Source organism: Streptomyces sp. NPDC045470 (genome assembly GCF_040646595.1).
GTDB lineage: Bacteria > Actinomycetota > Actinomycetes > Streptomycetales > Streptomycetaceae > Streptomyces.
Map to the genome: position 1 here is coordinate 74,032 of NZ_JBEZAN010000009.1, position 15,557 is coordinate 89,588.

Genomic DNA, 15,557 nt, shown 5'->3' on the forward strand with positions numbered 1-15,557 from the left:
ATCCACCCATGGGGCCGTCCCTCCGCGGACTTCCGGTCACACCAGGCCCAGGTCCCGGGCGCGCAGGGCGGCCTGGGTGCGGTCGCGCAGGCCGAGGCGGCCGAGGATGCGGGAGACGTGGTTCTTCACGGTGCCTTCGCTGAGGTGGAGCTGGGCGGCGATCTCCCGGTTGGTCCGGCCCTGGGCCACCAGGCGCAGGATGTCGATCTCGCGTGGGCTGAGGGCGACGCCCGGCTCCGCCCCAGGGCCCGGGCCGGGCAGGCAGGCGGCGAGGTGGCGGGTCACGGAGGCGTCGAGCTGGGTGACGCCCGCGTGTGCGAGCCGGACCGCGTGGGCCAGTTCATCGGCCGGCAGGTCCTTGAGCAGGTAACCGCAGGCGCCCGCGCGCAGCGCCTGGACGACGTACTCCTTGTCGTCGAACGTCGTCAGCATCACCGCACGGCACTCCGGCGCCTCGCCGCGCAGGACGGCGACCGCCTCGACGCCGCCCATCCCGGGCATCCGGACGTCCATCAGCACGACGTCCGGGCCCAGTTCGAGCACCTTGGCGACGGCTTCGCGGCCGTCCACCGCCGTGCCGACGACCGAGATGCCCGGCCGGATGGAGAGCAGCGAGGCGATGCCGTCCCGGATGAGCCGCTGGTCGTCCACGACCAGTACGCGGACCGGCGCCGTCGCCTCGCTCATGTCACGCCTTCCTCGCGGTGGCCCCGCGGCACCGTCACCGTCAGCCGGGTCCCCTGGCCCGGACCGCTGTCGATGTGCACACTCCCGCCCACCAGGCGCACCCGTTCCCGCATGCCGATCAGTCCGAACCCGGTGGCGGCCCCGTCCGGGATGAAGCCGTGGCCGTCGTCGGACACCACGAGGCGTGCCGCGTCCGCTGTCAGGACCACCGCCACCGTGACCCGCGATGCCTGCGCGTGCCGGCGCGCGTTGGTCAGGCCCTCCTGTGCGGCCCGGTAGAGCGCGGTCAGCTCCGCCGGGCCGTAGCCGTCCTCGGTGCCGTCCACCTGCACGGTGACGTGGGGCCGGGCCTCGCCGTCGCGCGCCAGGCCTGTGAGCAACGCCGTCAGCGGCCTGTGCGGCTCCTCGTCCCGCAGTCCCGCACGGACTGCCGTACGTCGCCCAGCGCGCGCTTCACCGACAGGCGCGCCTCGTCGACCGCTCGCTGGGCGGAGTCGGGCTGCAGGACCCGGAACTCGGAGGCGATCTGCAACTGTACGGAGACGGCGGTGAGGTGGTGCGCGAGGCTGTCGTGGATGTCCCGCGCGAGGCGGTTGCGCTCGGCCGCCGCGGACAGTTCGGCGACCTGCGCGGCGTACCGCTCCAAGGCGCGCCGTCCGCGCTGTTCACCGACGGCGACGGCCGCCATGGAGAGCGCGAGGACGAGGCCGGCGCAGCGCATCAGCAGGTCGGACAGGCGCTCCACGTCGCGGTGCCAGCCGGGCTCGGTCAGCACGTACCCGGTGAGGAGCCCGGCCACGCACAGCGCCGCCAGCGCGAGGGCGAGGCCGCGCCCGTAGACGAAGTAGGCGGTGAACGGCAGGAGTACGAAGAGGGCCTGGGCCAGCCCCGACTCGTCGAGGGCGACCACTCCCGCGATCAGTCCGGCCCGCGCGAGCATCGGCAGGCATGCCCGGACGGGGGCGGTGCGCCGTTCCACGGTCTCCAGGGCGGCCAGCGCCGCGAGCCCCGCGGCGAAACCGGCCGGGCGCCACAGCGGCGGGCCGGGGCCGGGGGCGAGGCCGGCCACCGTGTAGTAGAGACCGCCGACCAGCACCGCGGCGTACAGCAGGGGCGACACCCACGGCACCGGTACGTACGTGGCCATGCGCCCTCCCCTTCGTGCCTGCTGACCAGGCTAGGCGGGCGGCGGCCGGGGGGCGAGGGGCGCGGGGCGGCCTCCGGCGGACGTGGCCGTGCGGCACGTGCCGACCAGTTGTACGGCGGCGGTGCGTCAGGTGACTTCCGGCGGTGCTTCTCGCCGTTCTTCACCTGCCGAGGACGCTCGGCGGCTCCTTAACGTTCTCGGTCCCGGCCTGCGAAGTGCTGGGCCGGGACGGCCCTTCGACGATGGGAGCGCACCGTGCCCACACCCCTTTCCGACCGGCTCACCTGCGTCGGCGCACTGTCCGGCACCCTGGCCGGGCTCTTCGTCGCCCTGCCCGCACTCGTCGAGCTCTTCACCGGGGAGACCGCGACGACCAGCTTTTTCCTCGCCCTGTCCCCCGCACTCTCCCTGCCGTTGCTGGCCGCGCTGCACCGGCGTCAGGGCGCGGTCACCGGTCGCTTCGGGGAGACGGCCTACGCCGTCAGCCTCATCGGACTCGGCCTGTTCGGCGGCGCTGCGTTCGCCTCGAACCTCGTGCTGTTCTTCTTCGACGACGCGGTCGTCGAGAAGGCACTGACAGGCCCCACGGTCCCGGCGTTCATCGGCTCCGCGGCTGTCTTCGCCGTGAGCTGCGCGCTGTTCGGGGCGGCGATGGTCCGGGCCCGGGTGTTTGCGCGGGTCCCGTCATGGGCGTACGCGACCGTGCTGCCCCTTTTCGCCTTCCTGACCGCCCTGTCCGATTCCGCGCTCACCGGCGTCCTGCACATCGCGGTCGGCGCCACCTTGATCTGGCTCGCCTCCGCCCTGTGGCAGCCCGCCGGGGTGACCGCCCCACGAGCGGGGGTCCTCACCGGGCGCCCCGGTCCCGGCTGAACCCGGTGACGGCAGCCCTGGCGAGCGCCGGCGCACGCATCCGTCCGTCGGAGGCGTGCGCCATCGCTGGACGGACGCCGCGCACGCCCCTTGTGCGCCGGTGGCGGCCGGCGGAAAGATAGTTAATGGTGAAAGTACCCCGGGCGCAGGAAAAGGCCCGCAACCGACGGAGGTAAGGGGCGGTACACGGGTGACCGCCCCAGGGCACAAAAAGGTGCCGGGGTACACGGGCGGCTGATCGGGCCGTCAATCCCTTGTCACACGGTGAGTCAGGAGCTTCTTCCCCTACTGGTACTGGCCGATCGGCCGGCGGAGCAAGCGTGCGGTACGGCGGGAACCGGCGAGTGCCAGGGGAGGAATGACATGTCGTCTCTGCGGTCGGCGCCACCCATCTCTGCGAGCACGACGTTCTCAGACTACGCAATCACCACCGCAACACGTCTTCTCCGCAGCGCGGACCTGGACGTCGAGCAGGGCACCAGGGCGCTGCGGAGAATGCTGTCGCCGTGGGGCGCGAGGCGGATAGGGACGCGTCCCGGCTGGCACTCGGACGTCTGCGCCGACGGATCGCCGATCGAGTTCTCCGCGGCCTTTTCGCGAGAGGGCCTGCAGCTCCGGGTGCTCGTGGAGGCATTGCCCGACCGGCCGAGTCCGTCGTCGGCGCAGCGAGCGGCGCTCGCTCTCACCCGTGGGCTGATCCGGGATTTCGGCGCCGTCGGCGACCGGCTGGCGGAGGTGTCGGACCTGTTCCTGCCGGACGAGGACCCCACCGGCTTCGCCATGATGCACGCCGCCGCCCTCACGCCGGCCGGTGGCCCCGAGTTCAAGGTCTACCTCAATCCGAACGCCGATGCCGACCTGACCGGCATCGAGCGGACGCGTGCGGCACTGGACCGGCTGGGGTTCGCCAAGGCGTGGACGGCGGTCAGGGAATACGCGGGCCGGGGATTCGACCTCGACAGAATCGTCTACTTCGGTCTCGACCTGACCGACGGCCCCCAGTCCCGCGTGAAGGTGTACTTCCGGCACTACGACGCCTCGCCGGCGGAACTCGACGCCCGTATGGAGATCTCGCTCCAGCACGAGGCCGGGTTCCTGGGGGCGTTCTGCCGTCAGCTCACCGACAGCGACGGCGAGGTGCGGGCCCAGCCGCTCGTCAGCAATCTGACGTTCACGACCGCCGGCGGACATCAGCCGGTGTCCGCGACGCTGTACGTCCCGCTGTGGCTGCACGCGGCGAGCGACCGGACCGTCCGGGACCGCGTCAGCTCGGTCATGAGCGGAATGGGTCTTCCCGCCGACCGCTATCGGACGCTGCTGAACCGGATGGCCCGGCGCCCGCTCTCGTCCGGCCGTGGCATCCACACGTACGCGTCAGCGCGTGTGCAGCACGGCCGGCCCCGCCTGACCACGTACTGGTCGCCGGAACTCTACGACCGGTACCCGCCTGCCCGCTATCAACGGGGGTGAACGCCATGGCGCTGCCCGACGCGCCCCGGCCGCTGTTCGACGACACGCAGGTCCGGCCCGCTCTGCTGCGCCGGCGATCGCCGCTGCGCTGGGGTGCTCATCCGCCCGGTGTCATCCCGCTGACGGCGGCCGAGCCGGATTTTCCCGGCCCTCCGGTGGTCACGGACGCCATCATGTCGGCTGTCGCCGACGGTTACTTCCCTTACGCGTCGCCCACGGAATGCGGTGAGCTTCAAGAAGCCTTCTCCGACGTGGCCGAGACCCGTTACGGGATCGGCCATCACCCCGACCGTGTGGTGCCGGCCCCGGGCACCGCGGCCGCGCTCTGGGGGGCGGTGCACCTCCTGTGCGGAAAAGGGGACGAGTGCGTGGTGCTGGACCCGGTCGACCTGTTGTTCGGGCAAGCCGTCGATGCCGCGGGGGCCCGGCGGGTGCACTGCCCGATGGACAAGAGCACCGGGCGGCTGGACCCGGACCGGCTCGCCTCTCTGATCACTGAGCGCACCGCCTTGATCTGCCTGTGCAATCCGCACAACCCGCTGGGCACGGTGTTCACCGAATCGACCCTCCGGGCGGTGGCGGAGACGGCGGGTGCCCACCGCATCCCGGTCCTCTGCGACGAGGTGTGGAGCGAGATCGTGTATCCGCCCGGGAAACACGTCAGCCTGGCGAGCCTGGACACGGAGACCAGCCGACGCGTCTACACGGTGACCGGCCTGTCCAAGACGTTCGCGTTACCGGGGCTGCGGACGGGGTTCGTGATCGCCCCGACCCGGCGGGCGGCGGACGCACTGCGGCTCACGTTCGAGCGGCTGGGCGCCACGTACAGCATGGCCCCTCTCACCCAGGCCGGCGCCCTGGCCGCCCTGCGCCACGGGTGGCCCTGGAGAGACGCCTTCCTGGAACATCTGCACAAGGTACGGGATTACAGCGTGGACCGGTTGAACGCCATTCCCGGAATTTCGTGCACCCGCCCGGAAGGAACGTACGTCCTGTTCCCCGACGTGTCCGCGACCGGAATGACCAGTCGGGCAATGGGCGAATTCCTGCTGTCCCGGGCCCGGGTGGCGGTGGTGCCCGGCACACCGGAATGGTTCGGCCCGGCTGCCGAGGGCAATGTCCGGATCAGTTTCGCCACGTCCCGGGCCGTCATGGAAGAGGCCTTGCAGCGCATCGCGAGGGCCGTTGGACAACACGTCACCGGTGGCCCGGTCCCGCTCCAGGCCACCGGAACGCAGCGTCAGGGCGTCCCTCCCCTACCCCGGGGAAGTCAGCCCCGCAGCCACGCCTTCAACGAGTTCCACCATCCCGTACGCCTCCTTCGGGCGGGAACCGGCAAGGACACCACCGACGGCAACGGAACAGCGGGCTCGGCCGCGGGCGCCGCACCACCGTCCGGGCCGCTCCCCTGATCGCGCCCGGTCTCCGCGAGGGCACGCGCCGGGCCGGCGGACGCGGCGGAACTCCGCGACCGGGACGCGGCGAACGTCACCGGGAGGCTGGTCAGGTGCCGTGTCATCCACCCTGATGTCCAGCGCAGTTGATCCTCGGGAATGCACAGCCGTACGTCGGGGAGCCTCGCCAGCAGCGTGTCGATACCGGTGTCGGCGATGGCGCGGCCGATGTTCTGGCCGGGGCACTCCTGGGGACCGCTGCTGAAGGCGAGATGCGAGCGGTTCCCGAGCAGCGGGACCGAGGGGTCCGGGCGGACGGCCGGATCGTGGTTCCCGGCGGCCAGGCCGAGCAGCAGCATGTCCCCCGCCTCGATCTTCTGGCCCCCGACCTCCGTGGCCACGGCGGCCCAGCGGCCGGGGATGGTCATCAGCGGCGGTTCGCTCCACAGCACCTGCTCCACCACGTCGGGCAAGGTCATCTGCCCGCCGGCCAGCGACGCGTGGCACCGGGGGTCGGTCAGCACCATCCGCAGGGTGCTCTTGAGGAGATTGACCGTGGTCTCGTTGGCGGCGATGAGGATGACCCGCAGGTGATTCCACACCTCCTCGTCGGTCAGCCCCGAGGAGTGTTCGATCAGCCAGGACGTGATGTCGTGACTATGACTCCCGCGCTTGCGCCGCACGAGTTCGGTGAGGGTCTCCACGATGAACGCGTTGCTGGCCACCGAGGTCTCGGTGCCCGCCACCATGTCCCGGCTGGCCGCGACCAGCCGCGGCCCGTACTCGTCGGGCATGCCCAGCAACTGCGTCAGGACGAGCATGGGCAGGTGTTCGCAGAACTCCTCGGCCAGGTCCGCCTCCCCGCGCTCGGCGAAGCCGTCGATCAGTTGGTGCGTGAAGCGGGTGATGTGCCGCCGGATACCGCGGCGGTTGAAGCGCTCCAGGCTGTCGGTGACCGCCAGGCGCAGCCGGCTGCGCTCCTCGCCGTCCAGGAACAGGCAGACCGGCTGCCAGGCGATCATCGGGAGCAGCGGGGAGTCCGGGGGGACCCGCCCTTCCCTGAACCAGCGCCAGTTGCGGGAGTCGCGGCTGAAGCGGGCGGGGGTACCGGCGACCTCCAGGATCTCGCGGTACCCGAGGACGAGCCAGGCCGGGAGGTCGCCGTCGAGCAGGACGGGCGCGACGGACCCGTGCCGGGCGCGCAGCCGCTCGTACAGGCCCATGGGGTCTTCGGCCGCCTCGGGTCCGAAGAGCCGCGCCAGTCCGTCCGTGGCGCCGAACCGGGCGTGGGCCGGGCACTGCGGCGGCGGGGTGGGTGCCCACGCGGTGCGGGACTGTTCGTGGGGAGAGGAGGTCACCGTCGCTCCGGGGTCGTCGTGGTGAGGGCGTGCAGATAGCGCATGAGGGTCAGCAGGCCGTCGCGGCTGGAGACGCGTTCGCGGGCATCGCAGTCGATCACCGGCACGCCGTCGGGGATGTCCAGGGCCTGCCGGAGCTCGGACGCCGGGTACGAGGGGGCGTCCGGAAAGGCGTTGATGGCGACGATGAAGGGCACCCCGCGTTCCTCCAGCCGGCCCATCACGTCGAAACTGTCCTCCAGCCGCCGGGTGTCGATGAGGACCACGGCGCCCAGTGCGCCTTCGAAGAGCCCGTTCCACAGGAACCAGAACCGTTGCTGGCCCGGAGTGCCGAAGACGTAGAGCACCAGCTCGTCGCTGAGGGTGATCCGGCCGAAGTCCATCGCCACGGTGGTCTCGTTCTTGCGCTCGACACCGGCGAGGTCGTCCACCCCGGCGCCGGCCTGCGTCATGATCTCCTCGGTGGTGAGCGGCCTGATCTCGCTGACCGATCCCACCAGGGTGGTCTTGCCGACCCCGAAGCCGCCGACGATCACCACTTTCACGGCGGTGGTGACCGAGGCCGGCAAGGTGTCTTCGTGCCGGGGGCCGACGACGGGTTCAGAGATTCTGTAGTCCATGCATCACCGCCTCCAAGAGTTCGACGTCGGGCAGCGACTGGGTCAGCGCCGACGCCCGGGCTTCGACGTGCCCGCTCGCCAGGAGGTCCGTGAGCAGCACGGTGATCACGGAGACCGGCAGATGGAGGTACGCGGAGAGTTCGGCCACGGACAGCGGGTAGTCGCATATGCGGACGATGGCGGCGAGTTCGGGCTGCATGCCCGGGCCGGGCTCGTTGCGGCTCACGATCAGCGTGACCATGTCCAGGGAGGAGTGCCGCTCGGGCACCTGCCGGCCGGACGTGATGACGTAGAGCCGCTCGGGGCCGCCCTCTTCCCAGGCCCGGTGCTGTTCCTGCTCCGGGTCGCTCATGGGACCTGCCGGTCCGCCCGCGGCGGGCTGCTGAGGTGCTGGCCGATCCGGGCGACCAGGTCACGCATCCGCTGCCCTATGAGGCCGGCGTCCACGTCGTCGTCGGCGAGCACCGCCAGATAGGCTCCCGCGCCGGCCGCCATCAGGTAGAAGAATCCGCCGTCGACCTCGACGACGACGAGTTTCATCCGGCCGTCGCCCCGCGGGAACTCCGAGGCGATGGCCGCCGACAGGCTCTGCAGTCCGGCACAGGCGGCGGCGAGGCGGTCGGCGGTGTCGTTCTCCGTACCGAACTGCGCCATGCACAAGCCGTCCGAGGACAGCACCACGACATTACGGGTCTGCGGCACGCTGGACGCCAACTCCTCCAGCATCCAGTCCATGTTGAGCCGCTGCTTTGTCGCCACTTGCTCACTCTTCCTTGTCTGCTGGCTCATCTGCCGGCTCGGTCACTGCTCGGGCTCTTCGTCGCCCGTACTTCGGGAGCGCCGCGCCGGGGCCTCCGCCGGAGACGCGCCGGTATCACCGCCGGATGCGCCGTCGGAGGCACCGTCGAGGAATGCGGACATCCACAGCCCGGCCGGTGCGGAACGGCCGCCCGACGCCGGGGGGCGGGGGGCAGCGGCGGAGGGCGTTGCCTGCTGCGGCCGTGCGGACGGGATCACGGACCGGGTGCGCCGCCTGCGCTGCGGAAGCCCGTTGGGGGTGCGGGGCCCGTCGGCGGGCACCGGCTCCTCGGCGGCCGCTTCGGCCCGGTGCTTCGGGCCGCTGGGGCGGCGGGGCGGCGGCAGGCTGGGGGCCTTGGCCAAAGCTCCGCCGGGCACCGGGGTCACGGTGATCAGCTCCGGCGGTACGACCAGGACCACCCGTACGCCGCCGTACGCGGAGACGCGCAGCGAGACCTTGAAGTGATTCGTGTGGGACAGCCGGCCGACCACGGCCAGGCCGAGTCGCGGGGACTCCCCCAGGTCGTCCAGGTCCAGTCCGCCGCCGGAGCGTTGTGCCAGGGCCCGCTCGGCGCGGATGCGGGCCTCGTCGGTCAGACCGAGCCCGGCGTCCTCGATCTCGACGGCCACACCGGACTGCACCTCGGTCGCGGTCAGGTGGACGCGGGTCTGCGGCGGTGAGTAGCGGGTGGCGTTGTCCAGCAGCTCGGCCACGGCGTGGATCAGCGGCTCGGCCGCACGGCCGAGAACGCCGACATCGGCCACCGAGTGCAGGTCGACGCGCTGGTAGTCGGTGATCCGGGACATGGCACCGCGCAACACGTTGAACAGCGGGATGTCCTTCTGCCACTGCCGCCCCGGCCGGGCACCGCCGAGGACGGCGATGCTGTCCGCCAGCCGGCCGATCAGCGCGGTCCGGTGATCGAGGTGCAGCAGGTCGCCGAAGACGTGCGGGTCCTGGCCGTGCCGGTCCTCCATCTCGCGCAGCTCCAGCGCCTGTTGGTGCACGATGGCCTGGACGCGCCGGGCGATGTTGACGAAGGCCCGCTGGGCGGCGTCACGCAGGTCCTCCTCGGCCTCCACGGCCTGGAGGACGTAGCGCAGCACCGCGTGGTGCGCGGCTTCGAACCGGGGGCTCACCCGGGACGCCTGGGCGGTGCTGCGCAGTACGTCCTCGACCGAATTTCCCTGCTGGAGCCGCGCCATGGCCGCAGGCAGGGTCTCCTTGGCCATCCGTACCGTCTCGACCTCCTGCTCGGCCAACTGCCGTTGCAGGGCGGCCTCTCTCTCGGCGTACTGCCTGCGCAGCGCGTCCATCGCGCGGCTCCGGCGCGCGGCCTTGAAGTCCGCGGCAGCCACGGCCGCGGTCGCCAGGACGCCGATCCAGACGACGTGGGCACGGGTTGCCGAAGGCAGCAACGGAACAGCCACGGCCACACATATGGCCAGGAGCAGGGGCGGCAGCGGCCACCTCGCGGTGGAGGCCGGCCCCGGCCTTCCGGGTGACGCATCAGCACGAACCATCGGCAGCCTCAGAGCACTAAGGGAAGGGACAGGACGTCGTACACGGAATTCACTTACGCAGGAAAGGCGGCGGGAAATGCGACGGGCGACCGTTGGTTCGCACACACCGAACAATCACCGCAGGGCACGCCGAGCCGACCTGCCGCGCGCGGTTTCCGGGTTCCTGAACCCCGGACACCCCGCACGGTGGCGACCTCACGACAGTCACCGGCGTCATGCCGCAACTGCCACAACTCGCTGCGCGGCAGTGAGCATAGCGGGGCCCGATTGGCTCCGAGGGGCATGTGCACAGCACACATGAATGCACTCACGTACGAACGTCAGCAGAATCGTTTGGCGCTAGCCATTCCAAGGAATCGCGGTAAGGCGTGGCGATTGCGAAGTGAATGCCCGGATTTACTTGTACGGCCCGGAATTTCGATCAACGGCAGCGCCGCACGGAGAGCGCCGTCGGTAGCGACGCTCTGCCCTCGTCCGAGAGGACGACCGGTGGCAAGCCGATGACCGTCGCGCCTGCTCACACCTGACGCTCGGCGGCCATGCCCAACGCCCTGGCCCCTTCTGCCCGTTCCGGGAACGATCGACGTGGCCGGGCCGCCGCCCCCTCGCGGCCGTACCATCGCCGCAAGTCGCCGAACGCATCTGCGGAGGAAAACTGTGACGGTTTCGCGATCACCCCTGTCGCGCCGCGCGCTCCTGGGAGCGGCGGCGTTCGTGCCGCTGGCCGCATGCACGAGCGGCGGGGCCGACGCATCCCCGACCGCTCCCGCCCCGCCCTCCATGGCTCCCGAACGCCGACAGCACCGGCCCCTGGACGAGTTGGAGCGGGAGTACGGCGCGCGTCTGGGGGTGTACGCACTGGCCACCGGCACGGGTGCGACCGTGACGCACCGGGCGGACGAACGGTTCGCGTTCTGCTCCACGTTCAAGGGGCTGGCGGCCGCGGCGGTCCTGCACGGTAATCCGCTGTCGCATCTGGACACGGTCGTCACGTACGGCGAAGACGATCTGCTGAAGCACTCCCCCGTCACCGGGAAGCACGTGGCCACGGGAATGTCGATCCGTCGACTGTGCGATGCGGCGGTCCGCCACAGCGACGGAACGGCCGGGAACCTGCTGCTCCGGGATCTCGGCGGGCCGGGGAAACTGACGGCGTTCGCCCGCGGTATCGGCGATCCGGTCACCCGGATGGACCGGATCGAGCCCGCGATCACGGAAGCCACTCCGGGAGACCCGCGCGACACCACATCTCCCCGCGCATTCGGCACGGACTACCGAAAGCTCGTGCTGGGGAGCGTACTATCGGCCGGCAAACGCGGGTTTCTCCGCGATCTGTTGGTACGGAACACCACCGGAGCACAGCGTATTCGGGCCGGCGTCCCGAAGGGCTGGACCGTGGCTGACAAGACCGGGACCGGGGACTACGGCACGCTCAACGACATCGCCATCGCGTGGCCTGCTGAATCCGTACCGCCGCTCGTCATCTCGATCCTGTCCAGCAAGCCCGAGAAGGACGCCGCGTACGACCAGAACCTCCTTGCCCGGGCCGCGGAATACGTGGTGGCCGCGCTTACGTGATCAACCGTGGAAGCGGGTGGTCTCGTGCAGTTCGGCGCGGCGGACGGTGATGTTGTTGATGGGGGCGGAGGTGTCCGCGTATCCGAAGGAGATGCCGAACAGCAGCTTGTTGTGACGCGTGCCGTCGCTGTCGAGGCCCAGTGATTCACGGACGGTATCGGCGTAAAAGCTCAGGAGGCCTTGCGGGCAGCTGGCGATCCCGTACGCCGTCATGGCCAGCAGGAGCGTCTGCCCGTACATGCCGAGATCGGCGGCCATACGTTCTTCGGCGTTGGGCGGCAGGAACAGCAGCGCGACATGCGGAGCCCCGTAGAAGTTCAGGCTTTCCGCGGTGAATGCCGCGCGCTCTTCATGGTCGTCTCGGCCGATGCCGAGTGCGCCGTACATCGCCGCGCCCGCCTCGTGGCGACGCTGCGCGTACGCACCGGTGTACAAGTCGTCCCGGTAAGGGAAGTCCAGTGACATGCGCTGATCGGCGTGTGCGGCGGTCAGGTCCGCGCTCAGCCGGTCCCTGGCCGTGCCGCTGACCACTTCGACCTGCCAGGGCTGTGTGTTGGAATTGGAGGGAGCCGCGCCGGCCAGGGAGAAGACGGCGCGCACGGTGTCCTCGGGCACGGCTTCCGGGGTGAAGGCACGGGTCGCGCGCCGGGCGCGTATCAGGTGTTCGGCGTGGGCGGGCGCACAGGTGGCCATGCTCATGGGTTTCTCTTTTCGTACGGGTGCGGATGCTCGCGACCGATTCGGTGGTCACTGCTCCAGAAAGGAGTCGATGAGGCGATCGGCCGCTTCTTTCAGCGCGGTGGCCGACTTCTCGGGCGCGTAGAACTGGGTGGTGACGCTGGCGCCTTCCACCAGCATCTGGAGCATGTAGCCCAGGGTGCGGTGATCGCGCACAGGCAACTGCGAGACGATTTCCGTCAGCAGTTCCAGGTAATCGACCTTCAGTTCTTCGACGGCGACGCGTACCGGGTGGGTGCGGTCGGGGAACTCGACGGACGCGTTCACCAGCGGGCAGCCCCGGTATCCGGGCTCACTGATCTGGTCGGCGATGGCCGCGATGACGTGACGGAGTTGCGCCGCGGGGTCGTCCGGGCAGGCGGCGCGTGCCGTCTCCAGCCAGACGCGGGAGGGCACCGCCTTCGCTTTCACATAAGCCAGCGCGAGGCCGTCCTTGGACGCGAAGTTGCGGTAGATGCTCGGCTTTCCGACGCCCGACCGCTCCGCGATCTCGGCCACCCCCGCCGAACGGATGCCTTCCTGGTAGAAGAGCTCGCACGCGGTCTCCCACACACGCCGGCCCGCCGGCGAGCGCTGCTGCTGTTCGTCTGCCATCGGAACTCCGGTTCACGCTCGACAACGCAGGCGTACCGATCGGTACGCGCTAGACGGTACCGATCGGTACGCGGGGCGTCAAACGGTGCCGGAGAAGGCGAAGGAGGGAGCGTTGCGCGGACGGTGAGCCGATTTCCGCGGACAGCGGTGGTGGGGCAAGCGACAGAGGCGGGTTGCAGTGACAGGTGGCCGGTGACAGATGACCGGTCACCTGTCACCGGTGACAGCCGGGTGGCGGTCAGCCTGAACCGGCGGTGAGTTGCGTGAGATCCACCGAGTCGGCGCCCGGGGCCGGTGCCGGCACAAGGAGGCAGACACCGGCTACGGCTGCGAGCACCGCGGCCAGGCCGGCCGCACCCGTACGCCCCCTGGCCCAGCGGGCCTTGAACCGTACCGGGTCCTCCACCAGCACCTTGGACAGCCACCCGGCGGCGAGGGAGACCGCGAGGAGGACCGCCGTACGGGCCCAACCGCCGAAACCGAGGACGTCCTCGGTGAGGAGCAGGTAGATCGGCCAGTGCCAGAGGTAGAGGCTGTAGGAGACGGCGCCCAGTGAGCGCAGGGGCTTGCTTCCCAGGAGACGGCCGACCGGTCCGGCCGGGGTGTGCGCGAGCAGGGCGATCAGCAGGGCGGCGGCCAGAGCGTGGAGGAAGAGGCCGCCACGGAAGAGGAAGGAGTCGCCCGGACCGCCGGTCAGGCACCAGTAGGCGCCAAGGCCGCACACCAGGGCGGCACAGAGGCCGTCGGCCAGGCGGCCGGGCGTCCTCGACAGCAGACGGCGTACCGGATCGGTCGCCATCAGAGCGCCCAGCAGCAGCGAGAAGGCCCGGGTGTCGGTGCCCTCGTACACGCGCGTGGTGTCCGGACCGTGCGCGAGGGCGACCATGACCACCAGGGAGAGGACGGCACCGGCGGCGGCGACCACGGGCACGAGACGGCGGGTGGCGCGCCTTCTGGCGAGGACCGCGACCACCACCGGCCAGACGACGTAGAACTGCCACTCGACCCCGATGCTCCACAGGTGACTGAAGACGCGGGTGTCGCCGTCGTTCCAGTAGCCGACCTGGTCGCTGATGAAGTGCCAGTTCGTCGCTTGGAGCGCGGCCCACGGGCCGTCCTCCAGGGCGAAGCCCAGCAGGTACGAGGGCCCGGCCGCCCGGACGAGGAGCAGGACGGCGACGATCATCACGGTCAGCGCGGGCAGCAGACGGCGTACCCGGCGTTCCCAGAAGGCCGCGAGGCCGACCGTACCGTTCCGCTTCGCGGCCTCCTTGAGCAACAGGCCGGTGATGAGGAAGCCGGACAGGACGAAGAAGAGGTCCACGCCGAGGAAACCGCCGCCGAAGTGCCCGGCGTGGAAGAACAGCACCCCCAGGACGGCGAGGCCGCGCAGACCGTCCAGGGGGGTGATGTGCCGCCCGGTCGCGCGCGGTCCGGGGCGGCCGTGGCGGCGGGAAGGCAGCGGAGAGGGCGGCGGGGAGGGCGGTGTGGCCGCAGACGTCGGCATGAACGGGTCCTTCTGGGGGTGGCTAGGAGGGCAGCGAGGTGCGGGAGGCTGGCGCTCGGGGCAGGCGGAGGTCGGCCGTAGCCAGTCGTCGCTCCGGGCAGGCGGCGGCCGGCGGCAGGGCTGTCGCCCGGGGCAGCGAACCGGCCGCCGCGCAGCCTCGGCTACGGCACGAAGAACGGCCTATGGAAGCGGCGGCAGCAGCAACACCGGGACCGGCTGACGCAGCGGCAGCCGCAGCCGCTGCGGCAGGGCAGGGGCCGCGGCGGCAGTCACATACCTGGAGCCGTACGGGCTCACCCGCATTTGAGCTGGCCGTAGACCTTGTCGCCGGTCCACGAGCCCTTCGCCCACCGGTCCGCGGAAGCGGGCGTGAAGGAGTACTGCTTGCTCAGCTGCTGCCCGAACCAGTTGGCGAACGCCGCGGAGCCCTGCTGGCAGGAGTGGATGCCGTCCTTGCTGCGCTGGGCCTTCGCCGCGGCGCCGTCGATGCCCCACAGCGCGGAGGCGTCGAGGAAACGGATCTGACCCGGGTTCTTCCCGGCCGCCTCCTTGGCCGCCTTCGGCGCCGACGCGATGGCCGCCTCGTGCCCCTTGTAGAACTCGTCGATCTTGAACGGTGGGGCCGAGACGATGACGAGTTCGGCGCCCGCGTCCTTCGCGGCCTTCGCGAGGCGCTCGTACGAGCTGCTCTGCTGGGCGGGGGTTCCCCAGTCGTAGGTGGTGACCTGGTAGGCGATGACGTCCGGGTGGAAGGAGCCGACCGCCTTGGACAGGTCCTTGAAGGTGCTGTCGGCGAAGTCGGCGGTGGGCCCCTCCCCCTTGACGACCGTGCCGCCGCCCGCGGAAGCGATGGACTTGAACTCCACGCCGCCGACCTTCATGGCGGCCCCCAGGGCGGGCGCCTCCGCCTCGGCTATCGAGTCGCCCATCCAGAGCAGCTTGGAGAGGTGCTTCCCGCCCTTGTTCTCCGCGGGCGACGCGGCGGCGGACGCCGCGGCACCGTCGTCCTTGCCGGACTCCGCGTTGCCGCAGCCGGTGAGGGCGAGAAGGGAGGCGCCCACGACGAGGACGGCCCCGGCGGCCATGCCCGGCGACTTGAGCCCTCCGGAGCGCCGCACCGGGGCGGCGAGTGCGGCGGACGGGGTGGATGTGGCGGGCGTGGCGGACTGCTGCGAGGGGGACGGGGTCTGGTCCATGTGCTTGCTGTGCATGCTTCGAGGCAATCACGGCGCACAGGCGATACCGGCGCCTGTCATCTGCCGCTCACAT

The 15,557-nt window shown here is 70.9% G+C and carries 15 protein-coding genes and 1 pseudogene; 4 read left to right on the forward strand and 12 right to left on the reverse strand.

The features are described 5' to 3' along the window. Positions 1-36: 36 nt before the first annotated feature. The 3 genes from AB0A97_RS24325 to AB0A97_RS24335 are packed head-to-tail and all read right to left on the reverse strand — an operon-like array spanning position 37 to position 1,834. Positions 37-687: a response regulator transcription factor gene (locus AB0A97_RS24325; protein ID WP_361153571.1), complete on the reverse strand. Its 651-nt coding sequence runs from the start codon at positions 685-687 to the stop codon at positions 37-39. Further along, positions 684-1,067, reverse strand: a complete 384-nt coding sequence (locus AB0A97_RS24330; protein ID WP_361153574.1) for an ATP-binding protein — start codon at positions 1,065-1,067, stop codon at positions 684-686. Before AB0A97_RS24330 ends, AB0A97_RS24325 begins: the two co-directional genes overlap by 4 nt. Before the next feature lie 5 nt (positions 1,068-1,072). Then, the gene (locus tag AB0A97_RS24335; protein ID WP_361153576.1) at positions 1,073-1,834 is read right to left on the reverse strand and encodes a histidine kinase; all 762 of its coding nucleotides are present in this window, start codon (positions 1,832-1,834) and stop codon (positions 1,073-1,075) included. A 255-nt stretch (positions 1,835-2,089) separates the two neighbouring features. On the opposite strand from AB0A97_RS24335, the gene AB0A97_RS24340 reads away from it, so the two are divergent. From AB0A97_RS24340 to AB0A97_RS24350, 3 genes and pseudogenes are all read left to right on the forward strand, one after another. Further along, entirely contained in the window at positions 2,090-2,707 is a 618-nt protein-coding gene (locus tag AB0A97_RS24340) for a hypothetical protein (protein ID WP_361153579.1), read from the forward strand. A gap of 363 nt (positions 2,708-3,070) precedes the next feature. Continuing rightward, on the forward strand, positions 3,071-4,177 hold the full coding sequence (locus AB0A97_RS24345) for a tryptophan dimethylallyltransferase family protein (protein ID WP_361153581.1): 1,107 nt from the start codon (positions 3,071-3,073) through the stop codon (positions 4,175-4,177). 5 nt (positions 4,178-4,182) lie between these two features. Further along, positions 4,183-5,340 (forward strand): annotated as a pseudogene (locus tag AB0A97_RS24350) (pyridoxal phosphate-dependent aminotransferase); the annotation flags it as partial. 107 nt (positions 5,341-5,447) lie between these two features. On the opposite strand, the gene AB0A97_RS24355 reads toward AB0A97_RS24350, so the two are convergent. The 5 genes from AB0A97_RS24355 to AB0A97_RS24375 all read right to left on the reverse strand — a co-directional run bounded on the left by AB0A97_RS24355 (position 5,448) and on the right by AB0A97_RS24375 (position 9,871). Then, positions 5,448-6,929 (reverse strand): cytochrome P450, encoded by a 1,482-nt coding sequence (locus AB0A97_RS24355; RefSeq protein ID WP_361153583.1) that lies wholly within the window; start codon positions 6,927-6,929, stop codon positions 5,448-5,450. Further along, on the reverse strand, positions 6,926-7,549 hold the full coding sequence (locus AB0A97_RS24360) for an ATP/GTP-binding protein (protein ID WP_361153586.1): 624 nt from the start codon (positions 7,547-7,549) through the stop codon (positions 6,926-6,928). Before AB0A97_RS24360 ends, AB0A97_RS24355 begins: the two co-directional genes overlap by 4 nt. Then, positions 7,530-7,901, reverse strand: a complete 372-nt coding sequence (locus tag AB0A97_RS24365) for a DUF742 domain-containing protein (protein ID WP_361153589.1) — start codon at positions 7,899-7,901, stop codon at positions 7,530-7,532. The genes AB0A97_RS24360 and AB0A97_RS24365 overlap by 20 nt, the downstream gene beginning before the upstream one ends. Then, a complete protein-coding gene (locus AB0A97_RS24370; RefSeq protein ID WP_361153986.1) occupies positions 7,898-8,284 on the reverse strand; it encodes a roadblock/LC7 domain-containing protein in 387 nt (128 codons plus the stop codon). The genes AB0A97_RS24365 and AB0A97_RS24370 overlap by 4 nt, the downstream gene beginning before the upstream one ends. A 66-nt stretch (positions 8,285-8,350) precedes the next feature. Next, positions 8,351-9,871, reverse strand: a complete 1,521-nt coding sequence (locus AB0A97_RS24375; RefSeq protein ID WP_361153592.1) for an ATP-binding protein — start codon at positions 9,869-9,871, stop codon at positions 8,351-8,353. 657 nt (positions 9,872-10,528) lie between these two features. On the opposite strand from AB0A97_RS24375, the gene bla reads away from it, so the two are divergent. Next, positions 10,529-11,449: a class A beta-lactamase gene (gene bla, locus AB0A97_RS24380; protein ID WP_361153989.1), complete on the forward strand. Its 921-nt coding sequence runs from the start codon at positions 10,529-10,531 to the stop codon at positions 11,447-11,449. On the opposite strand, the gene AB0A97_RS24385 is transcribed toward bla, so the two are convergent. The 4 genes from AB0A97_RS24385 to AB0A97_RS24400 form a co-directional block, all read right to left on the reverse strand. Further along, a complete protein-coding gene (locus tag AB0A97_RS24385) occupies positions 11,450-12,142 on the reverse strand; it encodes a nitroreductase (RefSeq protein WP_361153992.1) in 693 nt (230 codons plus the stop codon). A 54-nt stretch (positions 12,143-12,196) separates the two neighbouring features. Further along, a complete protein-coding gene (locus AB0A97_RS24390) occupies positions 12,197-12,781 on the reverse strand; it encodes a TetR/AcrR family transcriptional regulator (protein WP_361153595.1) in 585 nt (194 codons plus the stop codon). Positions 12,782-13,019: 238 nt separating this feature from the next. Then, the gene (locus AB0A97_RS24395) at positions 13,020-14,288 is read right to left on the reverse strand and encodes an acyltransferase (RefSeq protein ID WP_361153598.1); all 1,269 of its coding nucleotides are present in this window, start codon (positions 14,286-14,288) and stop codon (positions 13,020-13,022) included. Between the two features lie 293 nt (positions 14,289-14,581). Next, the gene (locus tag AB0A97_RS24400) at positions 14,582-15,499 is read right to left on the reverse strand and encodes an SGNH/GDSL hydrolase family protein (RefSeq protein ID WP_361153601.1); all 918 of its coding nucleotides are present in this window, start codon (positions 15,497-15,499) and stop codon (positions 14,582-14,584) included. Positions 15,500-15,557 lie beyond the last annotated feature (58 nt).